The sequence below is a fragment of the Streptosporangium sp. NPDC000396 genome (assembly GCF_042898655.1).
GTDB lineage: Bacteria > Actinomycetota > Actinomycetes > Streptosporangiales > Streptosporangiaceae > Streptosporangium.
Genome location: NZ_JBIAZA010000020.1, coordinates 102,097 through 117,962, shown reverse-complemented (window position 1 = coordinate 117,962; position 15,866 = coordinate 102,097). Strand labels below are relative to the sequence as shown.

The window sequence follows — 15,866 nt, the reverse complement described above, 5'->3', positions numbered from 1 at the left end:
CGGCAGAAGCGTGGACCTCCGTGGCCCGACGATCCGTGCCCGGTAAGACCGGCGACGATCGTCATATGACCACTCTAGGCACGAAGCCGCAGGTAAGGAAGGCGTAGCCTGGCAGAAAGCCGGCCTGCAGGGAGGTCCGCGATGCAGATGATCAAGCTTCCGTCCGGCGACGAAGTCTTGGCCCTCGGCATGGGAACCTGGCACATGGGCGAGATCCCCTCATTCAGGCAAGAGGAGATCGCGGCGCTGCGCCTGGGATTGAAACTGGGCGTGACACTGATCGACACCGCCGAGATGTACGGTTTCGGCAAGACCGAGGAGCTTGTCGGCGAAGCGATCACCGGCCACCGCGACCAGGTTTTCCTGATCAGCAAGGTGATGCCCCAGCACGCGACGTTCGACGGCACTATCTCCGCCTGCGAGGGCAGCCTGCGGCGTCTCGGAACCGACCGGATCGATCTCTACATGTTGCACTGGCGAGAGTCCGTACCGTTGGAGGTCACTCTGGCGGCCTTCGAGGAACTGGTGCAGCAGGGGAAGATCCGCAGCTGGGGCGTGAGCAACTTCGACGTGCCGGACATGGAGGAGCTCGCAACCCTTCCCGGCGGGAAGGCCGTGCAGACCGACCAGGTGCTCTACAACCTCATGCGGCGCGGCATCGAATACGACCTGCTGCCCTGGTGCCGTGAACGCGACGTCCCGATCATGGCCTACATGCCGATCGAGCAGGGCCGGATGCTCACCAATGGCACGCTCATAGACGTGGCGATCCGGCATGACGCGACCCCGGCCCAGGTCGCACTCGCCTGGGTGATACGGCACGGGGACGTCATCGTCATTCCCACGGAGGGAAAGCGGGAACACATCGAGCAGGATCGGGCGGCACTCTCGCTCCAGCTCACCGCAGAAGATCTCAACATGCTGGACGCGACTTTCCCGCCGCCGCTGGGCAAACGACCGCTTGAGGTGTTTTGACACCCCGGCGAGCGTTCCGCCTCCCGGCACCCCCGGCGGACGTCCCGCCTCCCCGGCACCCCACACGAACGTCCCCGGCGAGCGTCCCGCCTCCCCGGCACCCCACACGGACGTCCCCGGCGAGCGTTCCGCGCCCCCGTGCTTCCCTCACCTCGGACTGTCTCGGCGTACGGCCTCATCAGGCCCTCTTCATCAGGGCCTCTCCTCAGGTGGGGGACGTGGCCATCTCCTGGAACTCGCCCGGAAGCTGTGACATGACATGGTCGAAGACCTCGTCGGTGAGCGTCTCGCGCAACGTCGTCAGAACGGCCCGGACCCCGTTGGTGGCCTCCTGCTCGGTCAGCCCGGTGCGCCTGCTCACCCCCATGACGAGATCATGAAGCCCGAACTGTTCGCCCCTTCCCTCTATGCGAACCGATTCCCGCAGGGAGTCCGGCAGTTGCGCCGCGAGGTGATGAGCCTCTCCCTGGCTCAGCCGTTCTCCCAGCTTCTCCAACGTCGCGCGGGTGACATCCGCCGCTTCCTCGCGCGACAGGACCGCACGCTCCGCCACCGTCCGGACGAACTCCTTGTACCCCACAGCGGTCTCCTCCCCCTTGACCGGTTAGCCTTCCCGGTCGGTGCGGGAAACGAACGTCCGGAGCCGGTTCAGGAAGCATCCGTGGGTGTCTCATGGGCAGGCGTCCGCCGTACCACGGTGGCGGGGACGGACGACTGCTCCCGGCCGGTCAGCGGGTCGCGGCCTGCACGGTGTGCCGCAGGAGCAGCGCGGTGGTCACCGGCCCCACGCCACCGGGCACAGGGGTGATCGCCGCCGCCCGTTCGAGCGCCGACGACGCGTCCACGTCGCCGACCAGATCACCGCTGTCGGTGGGATTGGTGCCCACGTCCACGACGACCGCGCCCGGCTTGACGTGCTCACCGGTGATCAGCCCGGCGCGCCCCACCGCGGCGACGAGGACATCGCCCTGAGCGGTGACGGCCGCCAGATCGCGGGTGCGGGAGTGGCAGATCGTCACCGTCGCGTGGCGGTCCAGCAACAGGTGGGCCGCGGGTTTGCCCACGACCGTGGATCGGCCCACCACGACGGCGTGACGACCGTGCAGATCAACCTTGTGGTGGTCGAGGATCGCCACCACCGCCTCGGCCGTGGCCGGGGCGAACGCGGTGAGCCCGGCGGCCAGGCGCCCGAGGCTGAGCGGGTTGGCGCCGTCGACGTCCTTGTCCGGGGAGATCGCCGAGGCCAGGTCCTCCAGTGCGGCACCACCCGGCAACGGCGTCTGCAGGATGATGCCGTGCGTCCGCTCGTCGGCGCTCAGCTCGGCCAGGGTCGTCCGGATCGCGTCCGCTGACGCGTCCGCCCCCAGATCGACGATGTCGCAGACGATGCCGACCTTCTCCGCCGCCCTGGCTATCGAGCGGACGTACCAGGCACTCGACTCGTCGGCGGTGGCGACGACGACGGCCAGCTTCGGCTGCGTCCCGGCCGCGGCCAGTTTCGCCGCCCTGTCCGCGGTCTCGGCGCGGATCTCCGCCGCGAGCTCCTTGCCCGACATGATGCTCGCGCTCACCTGGCGATCTCCTTGCGCACCGCCGCCGTCACCTGGTCGGCGCGGGCCGCGATGTCGTCGACCTTGGCCGTCCCGGCGACGAGTTCACCCCGGATCCGCTCGTCCTTGATCCCGCCGAGGTTGATCTCGACGTTGACCCGGGCGGTCGTCGCCGCGGCCCGGGCCGCCTCCGCGGCGGCGGCCACATCGGTGATGACGTTGCGGTTGCCGATCGGCAGCAGCCGCTCGGCGAGCTCCACCACCAGACCCGCGACCTCGATGACCCGCACAGGAGGCCTGGCCGCGTCGACGAGAGCCGTCGCGATGGCCTCCGACCGGGCCGCCTTCTCCTCCTCGGTGGCCTTGGGAAGCCTGTAGGCGTCGGTGACGGCGGTGAACGCCGCCGCGTCGTCTTCGGCCAGCTGGAGGGCACCGCCCCGGAGCTCGTCGGCCCTGGCGAGAATCAGGTTGACCGCCGTCTCGTGCTGGGCGTATTTCTCGCCGGTGCTGTAGCGGGCGACCATGCCCACCAGAGCCGCGGCCTGTGCGGCGTGCAGGGCCGCCGATGCGCCCCCGCCCGGCGCCGGCACGCGGTCGGCCAGCCGTTCCAAGAAGTCGCTGATCTTCTCATCACGCATGAGCGCTCGTCCTCCGGCTCGGTGAAGGTCCCGGCACCTGTCGGAATCCTCCCACAGCCGGTTTCACGCAAGGCGTCGACCCGCTGCCCCCCGCCCCGAACCGGCTGCTCCCCCGAGCCGCCGACCACCCGGATGAGGAAGAGCCCATCGGCCACGCCGACCGCCGTCACGGCGTCGGAGGCATCTGGCGGCGCCTGTTCTCGGTCAGGGCGAGCAGCCTGTCGACCAGCGCCCGCGCGTGCTCGACGCCGACCGGCCGGTTGAAGAAGGACAGGTGGAAATAGAGCGGCGCCTGAACGATCTCCATCAGTTCCAGCAGGGTGGGCGGGTTCTCCCCGCGGTCCCTGGCGCGATCGAGCATGGCCTGGATCTGTACGCCCCGCTCAAGAAGGTAGATCTCCCGCTGGGACGCCTCTCCCCCGGTATGCGTGCTGATCATGGCGGCGCGCAGGAAGACGGCACCCATGGGGCCGGCCACGTCTTCGGCCATCTGGACCGTGTAGGCCTCAAGGTCGCCTCGGAGCGTCCCGGTGTCGGGGACCGGCGACGAGCGCGACAACCGTTCGGTGACCACGTCGTCGATCAGCGCCGTCAGGTTGCCCCAGCGCCGGTAGATCGTCGTCTGATGGACACCGGACCGCTCGGCTACCAGCGCGACGTTCAGATCGCCCCAGCCCTCCTCGCCGAGCAGATCGATGACGGCCTGGTGCACCGCCGCGCGGACACGGGCGCTGCGGCCTCCGGGACGGCGGGCGGGCTCTGCTGCTCCCATACCCCCACCCTAACGCAGCAAATCTTGCTTTAAGCCTTCTCGCGTTCTACGCTCCCCTTGAAGCAAGAAAACTTGCGTTAAGAGGAAGCCGTACACGCGCCTTCCTCCGAGCACGGTGCTCTACCGATCCTGGGCCGTCTCTCCGGTGACGGCCGCACTTCACGACCCGTGATCAGGACACATGACGGCTTCGGCGGCAGCGCCGAAAAGAAACACTTCGGGAGCACAAGATGGGCCACCCCGGCAAAGGCGGAATCGTCTCGATAGTGCTGTGGGACGTCATGCCGGTGATCGCCACGTATTACGGATGCCGCGCCCTGGGCGTGAGCGAGTACGCCGCCCTGCTGGCGGCGGCGAGCGTCGGGTTTCTGCGCGTCGCCTATGTCGCCCTGCGGCAGCGCCGTTTCGATGGCTTCGCCGCTTTCATGGGCCTCGTCTTCGGCATGGGACTCGCTCTCTCCTTCTTGACCGGAGACGAGAAGTTCCTGCTGGCCGTCAAGTCCGTCACCACCTCGGTCGCCGGCCTGGTCTTCCTCGGCACCTGCGTCGCGGGCCGCCCCGCGGCCTTCGCCGTGGCCAAGCGTTTCGGCGCCGAGAACGAGGAAACGGCCCAGCGCTGGGACGTCCTCTACGCGACGGAGCCGGCGTTTCGCCGCATCTATCTGGTGATGACCCTGGTGTGGGGCTTCGCGCTCCTGGTCGAGTCGGCCGCCCGTCTCCCGCTGATCTACCTGCTGCCGACCGATGTCATGGCCGGCCTGTCATCGCTTCTCCTCGTGGGAACCATCGGGCTGCTCGCCCTGTGGAGCGCCTGGTACGGCAAGCGCGGCGAGCAGGCGACGACGCGACTCCCGGCTTCGGAGCCGACCGGCATTTCGTGAGCACGGCACACTCGCGACGCGCTCACGGAAGAAGCGCTCACGGAAAAGGGAATCAGCCGACCTGGGGAATCAGCCGACCTCAAACCGGGCGATCTCCTCGGCGCTCAGAACCAGCTCGGCGGCCGCCGCGGAGTCACGGATCGTCTCGGGGCGGCTGGCACCCGGGATGGGGATGACGACCTGAGACCTGGCGAGCATCCAGGCGAGGCAGACCCGCTGCGGGCTCACCCCGTGGTCCCGCGCGACCTCGTGGAACGCCGCGTGGGCCTGGCCCAGCTCACCGGCCTTGGAGATGCCGCCGAGCGGGCTCCACGGCAGGAAGGCGATGCCCATCTCCTCGCACAGGCGCAGCTCGGGCTCGCTGTCGCGGAAGACCGGCGAGAACTCGTTCTGCACGGAGACCAGTCGGCCGCCGAGAACCTCGTCGGCCTGGCGGATCTGCTCGACGTTCGCGTTCGAGATGCCGGCCATGCGGATCTTTCCTTCGTCGAGCAGCTCGCGAATGGCACCGACGGACTCGGCGAACGGGACGTTCGGGTCAGGGTGATGAAGCTGGTACAGCCCGATCGCGTCGACGCCGAGCCGCTTGAGCGACTCGTCACAGGCTCGCTTGAGGTGCTCCGGAGTGCCGGTGATCGTCCACGAGCCGTCGCCCGGCCGCCCCCGCCCGCCCTTGGTCGCGACGAGGACCGACGAGGTGTCGCCGCCGTAACCGGCCAGCGCTCGCGCGATGAGCTCCTCGTTGTGGCCGATCTCGCCCGCGTGCCAGTGGTAGGAGTCGGCCGTGTCGATGAGCGTCACCCCGGCGTCGAGCGCGGCGTGGATCGTGGCGATCGCCCGGCTCTCGTCGGGCCGTCCCTCGATGGACAGGGGCATGCCTCCCAGGCCGATCGCGCTGACCTGGACATCGCCGATGCGGCGAGCGTTCATGAGAGAAGTCCTTTTAGGTATTTATCTGGTTATTTCGGTTATTTCGGGCTTATCTTCCCGCACCGCCACGCACCGCGACCGCCTCGGCGACGACGCCGGGGAACCAGTCCATGGTGTTTGAGAACGTGAACCCCAGCCGACCGGCCAGGGTGTTGTCCATGCCGTAGTAGTGCTCGAACGAGAACGGCGACACCTCGGCGTCCTCACCGCCGCCGGAATCCACCGTCCGGTAGATCGGCTGCGCCGTACCGTGTGCCGCGATCTGCGCGCAGATGTCGGTGACATCGAGCTCGCCGTGTGAGCAGGCGTTGACGGCCCCGACGAAATCAGATCCCGCCGCCCAGAACAAGAAGTCAGCGATCTCCCGCTCGTGGATGAACGTCGAAGGCCGGCTCTCGCGATGGACGACGATCTCCCCGCCTGTCAGGATCCGCTGGACGTAGTGGTCCAGCCGGCCGGTGAAGTCGTCGGCCCCGCCGCCCAGGACATGGGCGCAACGGACGGCGGCGAACGGAAACACCGCCCCTTGGGCCAGGACCGCTTCCGCCTGACGCTTGCCCTCGCCGTAATGGCGTTCGAGGAAACGCGGATCGCGCCACGGCAGATCGGTCCGCACCGGCCAGAGCTTCGGATCGACGGCCTCCTCGGTCACCGGGGTGCCCGGCGAGGCGGGAGGGATCCCATCGGAGCCGGCGGGGCCGTACACCTCGATGGTCGAGGTCATGACATAGCGCCGGGTGCGGTCACGGAAGAGGCGCTGCGCGGCGGCAGCCTGCAACGGCGTGTAGCAGACCTGGTCGATGACCACGTCGAAGGCGCGATCCGCGAGCGCCCTCTCGAACCCCTCCTCGTCGTCGCGGTCGGCGATGAGATGGGTGATGCCCGGCGGCGGTGACGACGAGCCGCGGTTGACGACCGTGACATCGATGCCGGCATCACGCAGCAGCACGATCAGGCGCTTCCCGAAGTAGCGGCTGCCACCGATGATGCATACGTCTTTCATGCGCCTTCTCCCACGACTGAGGGCCCCCGAACGGGCTCACCGGGCGGGCGAACCCTGCCGACGGGTATATAAGTGTCACGGAGGCAGACCGGGATCTGAAGGGGAATTCATGGGAGATTCAACGTCTGCACCGAAAGTTTCACGGCATCTGCCGGGGTTCACCAACGATCCCTCAGCCGAGCTCGACTCCATCGACACGCAGCTGCTTGAGCTGGTTCAGACGGAAGGCAGGATCACGCTGAGCGAGCTCGGTCGGCGAGTACGGCTGAGCCCGGCGGCCGTGGCCGAGCGGATCCGCCGGCTGGAGGGCAACGGGACGATAACCGGATACGCGGCACTCGTGGCACCGGCCCGTCTCGGCTACGGGCTCCTGGCCTTCGTCAGGGTCAACCCGCATGGCGGCTTCACCCTGCGCCACCCCCGGACCCAGGAGCTGATCGCGCGGCCCGAGGTCCTGGAGGTGCATCACGTGGTCGGCGAGGACTGCTGGATCCTCAAGGTCGCCGTCGGCGACACCGGCCACTTGGAGGAGTTGCTCGAACAGATCTCAGCCCTCGGCCGCACCACGACCTCGATCGTGATGTCGTCCCCGGTCGAGCGCAAGGTGATCATGCCGATCGGTCGCGATCGATCCGGGCATCCCTGACACCACCCCCTGGGTGACCACGCGGCCGGGGCGTCGCCGTGGAGCCCGAGATCACGGCCACCGGGGCCACCGACACCGGCCCGCTCCGAGCCGGCCTTTGACTGGAGCGCGTCTCCCCGGACCGACCCTTGGCCGGAGCGCGTCTCCCTGGACCGGCCTTTGACTGGAGCGCGTCTCCCCGGACCGACCCTTGGCCGGAGCGCGTCTCCCTGGACCGGCCTTTGACTGGAGCGCGTCTCCCCGGACCGACCCTTGGCCGGAGCGCGTCTCCCTGGACCGGCCTTTGACTGGAGCGCGTCTCCCCGGGCGAGCCGGTCGAGATCATCCTCCCGCTCGGCACGAGAACGCCCCGCGCACCCTGCGGAATCGGAGCCTGTGGCCCTTCTGACGATCAGCTACTCCGCTATCCCAACTGTCGACATAGAGATAAATATAGGATAAAGGCCACTAAGTCCCAGTTTGTCGCTCTACATCCACGGATATCAAGACTGCGAGGGATGAATCACCAAATTGGTGATCATTCCAGGCATTTTCCAACCACTCTGGAAATGCCTGAGCGGAGCATCGGATCCTTTCGGGGGGAAAACGCAAATGCCTAGTCTCAAGAGTGTCTTCGCGGGGCTCGTAGTCAGCACGGCACTGGCCGGCGGCATCGTCGGCCTGGGTGCGGCGACCACCACGACCGCTGCCAACGCCGGCGTGACTCCGACGACCTCCGTCGGCTTCCAGGCCTGGGGTGGCTGCGGCGGCTGGGGTGGTTGCGGTGGTTGCGGCCACCGCTGTGGCCGCAACCGGGTCAAGGTGAGGGTCTTCAACGTCAACAACAACAACCTGCGCAACTTCCAGACCCAGCACCAGAAGAAATCGAAGGGCGACGGCTGGGACTGGGACGACTGACGGAAACGGGGCTCTCGGCGGCCGGCCTTGACGGCAGAGAGCCCCCTCCGGGCGCCTTCCGGGCGCCAGACGATCGTCGGATCCCAGGTCACGCCCCAGGTTGAGCACGACGCGTAACCAGATCCGCGGTTGTGACGAGCTCTAAGCCCATGGCGGAGGGCCAGGTGCCCGTGTCCCCGAGATCACGGTCTTCGCGGGAAGACAGTGGTCGCACAGGGGACACGGGCACTTCGAAACTCCCGTGCCCGGCCGAGCGAACCAGATTATCCGCGAAACTCCCCCAACGAGGACTCCACCGGTTTTCGGGCCGCGGATCCCGCACCGGGCCTTTTCCATTTCGCCTCGCAAACCCAGGGCAGCGGAATCACCTTGACGAATTGACCTGCGCGAAGGCGGGACATGGTCCGGTAAGTTGCACTTCATGAACATTGCCATTACCGGTGGATTTGTCGTACCAGTTGACGGCGAGCCGATCGACGGCGGTACCGTGCTGATCCAGAGCGGCAAGATCGTGGCGGTCGCCCCCGACGCCGAGGTCGACGTTCCCTCCGGCGTCACGACGGTCGACGCGGGCGGCTCGTGGGTGCTGCCCGGGTTCGTCGAGGCGCACGGTCATCTCGGCGTCCATGAGGAGGCCGAAGGCTGGGCGGGCCAGGACACCAACGAGATGACCGATCCCAACGGTGCCCGGCTGCGCGCCCTCGACGCGATCAACCCTGCCGACCTGGGTTTCGCCGACGCCCTGTCCGGTGGCGTCACCACCGCCGTCATCAAGCCCGGTTCGGGCAACCCCATCGGCGGGCAGACGGTCGCGGTCAAGTGCTGGGGCCGTACGGTCGACGACATGCTGGTCCGTGAGCCGGTGAGCGTGAAGAGCGCGCTGGGCGAGAACCCCAAACGGGTCTACGGCGACCAGAAGAAGCTGCCCTCCACCCGGCAGGGCGTGGCCGCCGTGATCCGCGACGCGTTCGTCAGGGCGCAGGACTACAAGGCCAGGCGGGAGCACGCCAAGGCCGAGGACAAGCCGTTCGACCGCGACGGCACGCTGGAGATCCTCGTCCGGGTGCTCGACGGCGAGCTGCCCTGGTGCCAGCACACGCACAGGGCCGACGACATCGCCACCGCCCTCAGGCTGGCCGACGAGTTCGGCTACCGCGTGGTGATCAACCATGGCACCGAGGGATACCTGCTCGCCGACGTGCTCGCGGAGAAGGGCGTTCCGGTGATCATCGGCCCGCTGTTCACCAGCAGGTCGAAGGTGGAGCTGCGCCAGCGGTCACTGCGCAACCCCGGCATCCTGGCCCGCGCCGGCGTCGAGCTGGCGATCACCACCGACCACCCGGTCGTGCCGATCCACTTCCTCGTGCACCAGGCGACGCTCGCGGTCAAGGAAGGACTGGACCCCACGGTCGCGCTGCGCTCGATCACGCTGAACCCGGCCAGGATCATGGGCCTGGACGACCGGGTGGGAGCGCTCAGACCGGGACTGGACGGCGATGTCGTCATCTGGTCGGGCGACCCGCTCGACATCATGAGCCGCGCGCTCCGGGTGTTCATCGAGGGCCGCGAGGTCTACAGCTTCTCGGCGGAAAAGGGCGAGGGCGAGGTCGCCGACCCCTACTACCGCGAGGCCTGATCTGTGACTGCCGCGGGATCCGGGACCCGTACTGCCACGGGTTCCGGGATCCCGTACTTCTGCAGACTCCCGGAGCCCGTACCGCCGCAGGGATCCGGCCTGGATCCCGCAGGGAGCCGCCCAGAGGACGACTCCCTTCCCGCAGGCTTCAGGTCGCCGGTGCGAGACGGCCGGAACCGCCTCTTGGGAGAGGCCGTATCCGTTCCGGCGACGAGATCAGAGCTGGCCGCTCTCGATCGCCTGCTTGAGGGCCGCCTGCGTCGCCTCGTGGGAGGCGACGCCGTTCGCGACGGCGAAGTCGATCAGCGAGTTGTCGGCGTCGAAGGTGAGGTGCTCGGTGACCTCGGTCTTCCCGCCGCCCAGATCGGCGAAGACGATCTTCTGGTGCGTGACGACGCCGGGCATCGACCAGGTGTCCGTCTCGTACTTGAGACCGGCGAGGTCGATGCGCTGCTGCGCGTGCGTCTTGAGGGTGACGATCGTGCCCTGGTAGGGGATCTCCTCGATGGCCGTGAAGTTGATGTAGCGCTTGCCGTCCTGGGACCAGTCCTTGTGGGTGACGACCCGCTTCAGGAACGAATGCATGCCGATGTGGTTGTTGATGTTCGAATACGCGGGGAACACCCGCCCCACCGGGGCGTCGATCTCGATCGAGATCTCAGCCTTCTCCCGGCTCAGCCCTGACCCCGGCAGGGGAGGCGGCGCGGAGTCGTAGAACTTGTAGGTGTCCCACGTGGCCTGCCACTCGGCGGCGAGTTCGACGTCACTCTGGGAGGTGTCGGCACGCGCGGCGCCGGAGAAGGCGGTGAGGAGGAAGGCGGCAGCGAACAGCTGGGCCGAGAGAAGTCGGAAGAGCTTCTTCACGTGTACCTCAAGGAGAGAAAGTAGGTGCGAGTGATCTTCTATCGCATCCAGTCGTAATTGAGAACACTTCGCGCAGAAGAGATAAGGCAGGCGCCGCGGCACGATCAGGGGAGTCGCAGGAGGGGCGCCGGCGGGGCTCGGCGTGCGGTTGTGGTGATGGTGAAGGCCGCCGTCGGCGTTCAGCGGGGAACGACCTGTGCGTGGACACCGGGCAAGTCGTCGAACGCGGCAGATGAGTCCATCGTGATCACGACTCTCGCGGTGGCGGCGGCCGTCGCGGCGATCAGCAGGTCGGTTGAGGGCCGGTATTCACGAACCGGCCCTCAACACCCTTCGTTGATGGACGGGCGACATTCAGGCGTAGGAGCCACCGGTCAGTTCCGTGGTGACGTACGGCCGGCTCGGCCGCCACCCCAGCTCGTCCCACGCCCGCCTGCCGGAGACGGTCTGGTCCAGAGCCAGCGCCTGGGCGAACGGCAGACCCAGCGTCTCGGCGGCCTGCTCGACCGGCCACGACTCGGCCCGGCCGGTTCCGCCCGCGGCCAGGTCGGCCGCCGCGGCCAAAGCGGCGGTCGGCACCGCCTCCAGCGCGATGCCGTGCAGCACGCTGCCCGCGGAGCCCTTCTCCAGCACCAGCCCGTACAGCGCGGCCAGGTCGTCCACGTGCACCATCGGCCAGCGTGTCCCCGCCGAACCCACATAACGCCCACGGCCGTGCTCCCGGGCCCAGGCCACCATCAACGCGGGAATGCCGCCGCCGTTGCCGTAGGCGATCCCCGGCCGGATCACCGCGGAGCGCACGTCCTCCGACGCCGCGGCCAGCACCCGCTGCTCGATCCGCGGGCGGTATCCCACGATGTCGATCGCGTTCGTCACCGAGCCCTCGTCCGCGGCCCGGTCGCCCGTCGCACCCCGCACCCACACACCGCTGGTGTAGACGAACGCCCACCCGGTTCCCCGCAGCCGATCCAGCAGGGCGTCCACCGCGGCGGCGTCCACCGCCTCCTTGCCGGTCGGTGTCGCGATGTTCAGCACCGCGTCGATGTCATCCGTCACCGCGGCGCGCAACGAGCCGGGGTCGGACAGATCGCCCACCCGCGCCTCCGCCTCGGCCGCCACAGGATCGCCGGCCTGCACGAACGGCACCACCTCGTGGCCGTCATGCCGCAGCCGCCGCACCGCGGCCGAACCGATGTAACCCGTCGCACCCAGCACGAGAACCTTCACGGGGACTCCCCCTTCGCGTCGTTGATCGAACGGAAGTGACGCTACGGACGGAGGGGGTTCCCCGAATCTGGCGAATGACCGGGTTCTATGCCAGGTCGAGCCGCGCCAGCGCGGCCCGTCCGGCCACGCCGAGCTTGGGATACACGTTGGACAGGTGGTAGCCGACGGTCCGCGGGCTGAGGAACAGCTGGGCGCCGATGTCCCGGTTCGTCATCCCGGTCGCGGCCAGCCGTATGACCTGCAACTCCTGTGCGGTCAGCCGGGCGGCGAGGTCCACCGTTCCCGGCGCGTGCACCGGGCTCGTGCCGGCGGCCCGCAGTTCGCTCCTGGCGCGGTCGATCCACGGCGTGGCACGCATCCGCTCAAACGACTCCAGCGCCGAGCCCAGCGCCTCGCGGGCGGCTCTGCGGCGCTTGGCACGCCGCAGCCACTCGCCGTGGAGCAGTTGCGTGCGCGCCCGCTCGAACGGACGGCCGTCCCCATTGCGGGCGGTCTCATTGTGGGCGGCCCCGTTGCGAGCGGTCCCGTCGTGGGCGGCCCCGTTGCGAGCGGTCCCATCGTGGGCGATCCCGTCGTGGGCGGCCCCGTCGTGGGCGGCCCCGTCGTGGGCGGCCCCGTCGTGGGCGGCCCCGTCGTGGGCGGCCCCGTCGTGGGCGGCCCCGTCGTGGGCGGCCAGTGCGGCCTCGAAGAGCGGCCCGGCCTCCTCGCCCGGCGCGAGCAGGGCGCGGCAGCGCAGCTCGACGGCCCGCGCCCAGGGTGTCCGGATGCTCTCCGCCCACTGCTGGAACCTGTCGCAGGCTTGGCGCGCCTCGGCGGCCCTGCCCAGCCTGGCCGCCGCCTCCACCTGCTCCGGCAGGCTGTGGAGGGCGATCACGGTGTGCCGGTCGGCGCCGGTGGTGACACCGGCGAGCCGGTGCAGCGCGCTCTCGTGCCGGCCGAGACCCAGATCGAGCAGGCCCAGAGCGTACGCGTGCCAGGTCGGGTTCGGCGGGATGCCGTGCGACAGGTCCTCACCAACGGGCCGGCGGCAGCCGTGTTCGTCGCCCGTGAGTGCGGCGAGCACGGCGAGCACCGCGCTGAGCATCGCGACATAGTGATGCTGCCCGGTGTCGCGGGCTATCTCCAGTCCCTCCATGGCGGTCGCGTACGCGTCGCGGTGCCTGCCCAGGAACAGCCGGCAGCGCGCCAGCCGCAGCAGCACCCTGGGCAGCACGCCGAGCGCGCCCTGTTCGCGGCACTCCTGGTCCAGCGCGACGGCCTGCTCGTGCACGCTGTCGTAGTCGCCGAGCAGCATCTCCCAGCCCTGTAGCCGGGAGTGATCGAACAGGCTGCGGTCCCGGCGTGTGGCCGCGACGTGCCCGGCGAACTCCCGTAGCGCGGCGACGCCACCCCTCAGGTCACCCGTGGCGAGCCCGAACAGCCCGGCCGCGCCCCGGCGCAGGGCGCTGTCCCGCGTGTCCGGATCGGGCAGTCTGGCCGCGGTGTCCGCGGCGGCCGTGGCCGGGTTGGGCGTGTCCCAGGCCGCCGCCATCGCTTCAAAGACCATCATCGCGCCCACCGTGGAATCGAGCGTCACGACGTCCCGTGCCGCGTCGACGAGCAGCCAGCGAGCCACCTCGGGCCGCCCCTTGGCGTGTTCCAGGCCGGCACGGATCAAGGCCAGGCGAGCCATCTGTGACGGGTCACGCACGTGTGCCGCCGCGGAGTCCGCAAGCGCGGCGGCGTGCTCGATCTGGCCGGCGTCGTGGGCGGCCAGCGCCGCGGCGGCCCGCGTCCCGACCGGCGGGCGCCGCCTCGGCGAGCGCCCGGTCCGCGGCCAGCTCGCTGAGCAGCGTGAGCGCGGCGGCGCCGACGAGGAAGCGGTCACCGCCCGAGCCCCCCGGCAGGTCGATCGCACCGCGCAGCGCCCGGGCCTGCCGGTCCGGTAGCCGGGGATCCGGCCGTCGTGCCACCAGACGTTCTTACCGCAGCTCAGGGTGGTCCGGAAGATCCCCATTCCGGCCCACTTGGAGCCCTCGCCGGTGTAGACGAGGTTGCTCTTCATCTCGTTGAGCCAGCTCGCCCCGGTCACGTACCCGGTCAGCAGATTCTTGTAGAAGAGGTTGAGTTCGGGGACGGTCGAGACCATCTGGCCGCCCGCCGCCCAGCGCGAGGCGTTCTGGCCGGTGGTCTCGACCCGGGTGGAGGTGTCGGGGTTCCACCAGTAGCCGCGCAGCCGTACTGACGAGAGCGCGGTGTCGGTGGGGACGGAGGTGCCGGTCAGCCCGAACGGGCCGATCAGGTCACGGCTCATCTGGTCGGGGTAGGACCGGCCGGTGACCCGTTCGATGATCATGCCGATGACCAGGTAGTTGCTGTTGGAGTAGGAGTAGCGGGAACCCGGCGTGAACAGCCGTGCGTGCCGGTTCACGATGTCCAGCAACTGCTGGTTGGTGAACCCCTGTGTCATCGTCGTCGCGAAGCCGGGCAGGTCGTCGGTGAAGTTGTACAGCCCGCTGGTGTGCTGGAGGAGATTCCGCAGGGTGATCTGGTCGCCGCCGGTCACGTTGGGCAGATACTGCGAGACGCGCGCGTCCAGCGAGACCTTCCCGGCGGCGGCGAGCCGCAGCAGCTCGGCGGCGGCGAAGGTCTTCGATACGCTCGCGACGCGCACCCGCGCGTCCATGCCGGAGACGTCGCCGTAGTACGCCTGGAACTTGCCGAGCGTTCCGTCCGACAGTTCGGCGATCGCCGAACCGCCGTTGAACCAGGCGGTGTGCAGCGCGGTGTTCTGGACCATGGCGCGGGCCTGGTCGGCGCCAGTCGTCTCCCGGGTCATGACGCCGACGAAGAGTGTCCGGCCGTTCTCGACGTACCCCTGTGCGCTGATCAGCCGGGCGCCCTTGCGCAGTGTCTTGAGGTTGAGCTCGTCATGGCCGAGGCCGTACCACCAGCCCGGCGCCGGACCGGAGGCGTTGCGCAACATGATCGCGTTGAAGGTGCCGTCGGCATTGCGGCCGGCGTCCACCAGCCGCGCGCCGTTCTGGTTCGCCAGGTTGTTGATCTGGACGTCGCTGCCGCCCAGCCACCACCAGAACTGCTGCGAGCTCCAGCCCGTCATCAGCAGGTCGTACCAGCGGGCGCCGCCGCCGGCGTCGAACGGCCGCAGCTTGACGGGCCGGGCGCCGGTGGCCTGCTGCTGCGCGGTCACGAACGAGGCGTCGCCGTAGTACCACCACCAGGGCCGCGCGCCGTCACCGGTGTTGTCGACCAGCGCGACGGCGAACCGCCAGCCGTCCGCGGTCCAGTAGCGGGCGACCGAGGCGGGCCGGGTGCCGGTGGAGTTCGCCAGGTCGACCACGCCCTGGTCGGTCAGCCCGTAGTAGAGCCCCCAGGACCGCACCCAGTAGGCGTTCGCGTTCTTGACGAGGGTGGCGGTGAAGGTGAGCTGCGTGCCGGGCTGGTGGGCGATGTCGCTGACCCGCGCGCCCTGGTTCTGCGCGTAGTCGTAGATCTGCTCGATCGTCCAGCCGTTGACGGTCCACCACTGCGTCGGCGCGGTGAGGTACTGGTCGTCCCCGTAGGACTCGTTGAACGCGGCGGCGGTGCCGGGCGTCGCGGTCGCCCGCGCCATGGCGCCCGTGCCGTCCTCGGTGCGCTGCGGCGCCTTCGTCGTGGGTTTCACCAGATGCCCGCCCGACCGGGTCTCACGGACGACGGGGGTCTTCGGCGCCGCCCCCGCCACGCGACCGTCCTGCTGCCCGACGACGACACCGGGCGGGGGTTCGGGGGCGGCCTGGACGGGCGCCGCCAGGGCGAGCAGGAACAGGGGTATCACCAGCAGGGACAGCAGTCGTCGGCCCACAGG

General features: G+C 69.2%; 14 protein-coding genes. 5 read left to right on the top strand and 9 right to left on the bottom strand.

What is annotated here, in order from left to right; all coding sequences use genetic code 11:
- Window positions 1-141 precede the first annotated feature (141 nt).
- Entirely contained in the window at window positions 142-975 is an 834-nt protein-coding gene (locus ACFY2X_RS29710; RefSeq protein ID WP_389944397.1) for an aldo/keto reductase, read from the top strand.
- A gap of 205 nt (window positions 976-1,180) precedes the next feature.
- Here ACFY2X_RS29710 and ACFY2X_RS29705 read toward each other — a convergent pair whose 3' ends face one another.
- From ACFY2X_RS29705 to ACFY2X_RS29690, 4 genes are all read right to left on the bottom strand, one after another.
- Window positions 1,181-1,555: a DUF2267 domain-containing protein gene (locus tag ACFY2X_RS29705; protein WP_389944394.1), complete on the bottom strand. Its 375-nt coding sequence runs from the start codon at window positions 1,553-1,555 to the stop codon at window positions 1,181-1,183.
- Between the two features lie 148 nt (window positions 1,556-1,703).
- Window positions 1,704-2,546, bottom strand: coding sequence for a bifunctional 5,10-methylenetetrahydrofolate dehydrogenase/5,10-methenyltetrahydrofolate cyclohydrolase (locus ACFY2X_RS29700; RefSeq protein WP_389944391.1), 843 nt, complete (start codon window positions 2,544-2,546; stop codon window positions 1,704-1,706).
- Window positions 2,543-3,163 (bottom strand): cyclodeaminase/cyclohydrolase family protein, encoded by a 621-nt coding sequence (locus ACFY2X_RS29695; protein ID WP_389944388.1) that lies wholly within the window; start codon window positions 3,161-3,163, stop codon window positions 2,543-2,545. The genes ACFY2X_RS29700 and ACFY2X_RS29695 overlap by 4 nt, the downstream gene beginning before the upstream one ends.
- 166 nt (window positions 3,164-3,329) lie before the next feature.
- Window positions 3,330-3,935: a TetR/AcrR family transcriptional regulator C-terminal ligand-binding domain-containing protein gene (locus tag ACFY2X_RS29690; RefSeq protein ID WP_389944385.1), complete on the bottom strand. Its 606-nt coding sequence runs from the start codon at window positions 3,933-3,935 to the stop codon at window positions 3,330-3,332.
- A gap of 230 nt (window positions 3,936-4,165) precedes the next feature.
- Between ACFY2X_RS29690 and ACFY2X_RS29685 the strand changes: the two genes are divergently transcribed.
- Window positions 4,166-4,816, top strand: coding sequence for a VC0807 family protein (locus ACFY2X_RS29685; protein ID WP_389944382.1), 651 nt, complete (start codon window positions 4,166-4,168; stop codon window positions 4,814-4,816).
- A 69-nt stretch (window positions 4,817-4,885) separates the two neighbouring features.
- Here the strand turns inward: ACFY2X_RS29685 and ACFY2X_RS29680 are convergent, their stop codons facing one another.
- On the bottom strand, window positions 4,886-5,746 hold the full coding sequence (locus ACFY2X_RS29680; protein WP_389944380.1) for an aldo/keto reductase: 861 nt from the start codon (window positions 5,744-5,746) through the stop codon (window positions 4,886-4,888).
- Between the two features lie 49 nt (window positions 5,747-5,795).
- Complete coding sequence (locus tag ACFY2X_RS29675; RefSeq protein ID WP_389944377.1) at window positions 5,796-6,749, bottom strand: NAD-dependent epimerase/dehydratase family protein; 954 nt, start codon at window positions 6,747-6,749, stop codon at window positions 5,796-5,798.
- 109 nt (window positions 6,750-6,858) lie between these two features.
- On the opposite strand from ACFY2X_RS29675, the gene ACFY2X_RS29670 reads away from it, so the two are divergent.
- The 3 genes from ACFY2X_RS29670 to ACFY2X_RS29660 all read left to right on the top strand — a co-directional run bounded on the left by ACFY2X_RS29670 (window position 6,859) and on the right by ACFY2X_RS29660 (window position 9,928).
- Window positions 6,859-7,395: an Lrp/AsnC family transcriptional regulator gene (locus ACFY2X_RS29670; protein ID WP_389944374.1), complete on the top strand. Its 537-nt coding sequence runs from the start codon at window positions 6,859-6,861 to the stop codon at window positions 7,393-7,395.
- Between the two features lie 591 nt (window positions 7,396-7,986).
- On the top strand, window positions 7,987-8,292 hold the full coding sequence (locus ACFY2X_RS29665) for a hypothetical protein (protein WP_389944371.1): 306 nt from the start codon (window positions 7,987-7,989) through the stop codon (window positions 8,290-8,292).
- Window positions 8,293-8,713: 421 nt separating this feature from the next.
- Complete coding sequence (locus ACFY2X_RS29660; RefSeq protein WP_389944368.1) at window positions 8,714-9,928, top strand: amidohydrolase; 1,215 nt, start codon at window positions 8,714-8,716, stop codon at window positions 9,926-9,928.
- A 216-nt stretch (window positions 9,929-10,144) separates the two neighbouring features.
- On the opposite strand, the gene ACFY2X_RS29655 is transcribed toward ACFY2X_RS29660, so the two are convergent.
- The 3 genes from ACFY2X_RS29655 to ACFY2X_RS29645 all read right to left on the bottom strand — a co-directional run bounded on the left by ACFY2X_RS29655 (window position 10,145) and on the right by ACFY2X_RS29645 (window position 15,863).
- Window positions 10,145-10,792, bottom strand: coding sequence for a hypothetical protein (locus ACFY2X_RS29655; protein ID WP_389944365.1), 648 nt, complete (start codon window positions 10,790-10,792; stop codon window positions 10,145-10,147).
- Window positions 10,793-11,146: 354 nt separating this feature from the next.
- Window positions 11,147-12,019 carry an NAD-dependent epimerase/dehydratase family protein gene (locus ACFY2X_RS29650; RefSeq protein ID WP_389944362.1) on the bottom strand — a complete coding sequence of 291 codons (873 nt, stop codon included), beginning with the start codon at window positions 12,017-12,019 and terminating at the stop codon, window positions 11,147-11,149.
- Window positions 12,020-12,104: 85 nt separating this feature from the next.
- Window positions 12,105-15,863 carry a serine hydrolase gene (locus ACFY2X_RS29645; RefSeq protein WP_389944359.1) on the bottom strand — a complete coding sequence of 1,253 codons (3,759 nt, stop codon included), beginning with the start codon at window positions 15,861-15,863 and terminating at the stop codon, window positions 12,105-12,107.
- Between the last annotated feature and the right edge of the window lie 3 nt (window positions 15,864-15,866).

Bases quoted from the DNA above. Each gene is read 5' to 3' on its own strand.
- ACFY2X_RS29695 (WP_389944388.1), bottom strand. From the start codon at position 3,163: ATGCGTGATGAGAAGATCAGCGACTTCTTGGAACGGCTGGCCGACCGC.
- ACFY2X_RS29680 (WP_389944380.1), bottom strand. From the start codon at position 5,746: ATGAACGCTCGCCGCATCGGCGATGTCCAGGTCAGCGCGATCGGCCTG.
- ACFY2X_RS29670 (WP_389944374.1), top strand. From the start codon at position 6,859: ATGGGAGATTCAACGTCTGCACCGAAAGTTTCACGGCATCTGCCGGGG.
- ACFY2X_RS29675 (WP_389944377.1), bottom strand. From the start codon at position 6,749: ATGAAAGACGTATGCATCATCGGTGGCAGCCGCTACTTCGGGAAGCGC.
- ACFY2X_RS29660 (WP_389944368.1), top strand. From the start codon at position 8,714: ATGAACATTGCCATTACCGGTGGATTTGTCGTACCAGTTGACGGCGAG.
- ACFY2X_RS29710 (WP_389944397.1), top strand. From the start codon at position 142: ATGCAGATGATCAAGCTTCCGTCCGGCGACGAAGTCTTGGCCCTCGGC.
- ACFY2X_RS29685 (WP_389944382.1), top strand. From the start codon at position 4,166: ATGGGCCACCCCGGCAAAGGCGGAATCGTCTCGATAGTGCTGTGGGAC.
- ACFY2X_RS29690 (WP_389944385.1), bottom strand. From the start codon at position 3,935: ATGGGAGCAGCAGAGCCCGCCCGCCGTCCCGGAGGCCGCAGCGCCCGT.
- ACFY2X_RS29665 (WP_389944371.1), top strand. From the start codon at position 7,987: ATGCCTAGTCTCAAGAGTGTCTTCGCGGGGCTCGTAGTCAGCACGGCA.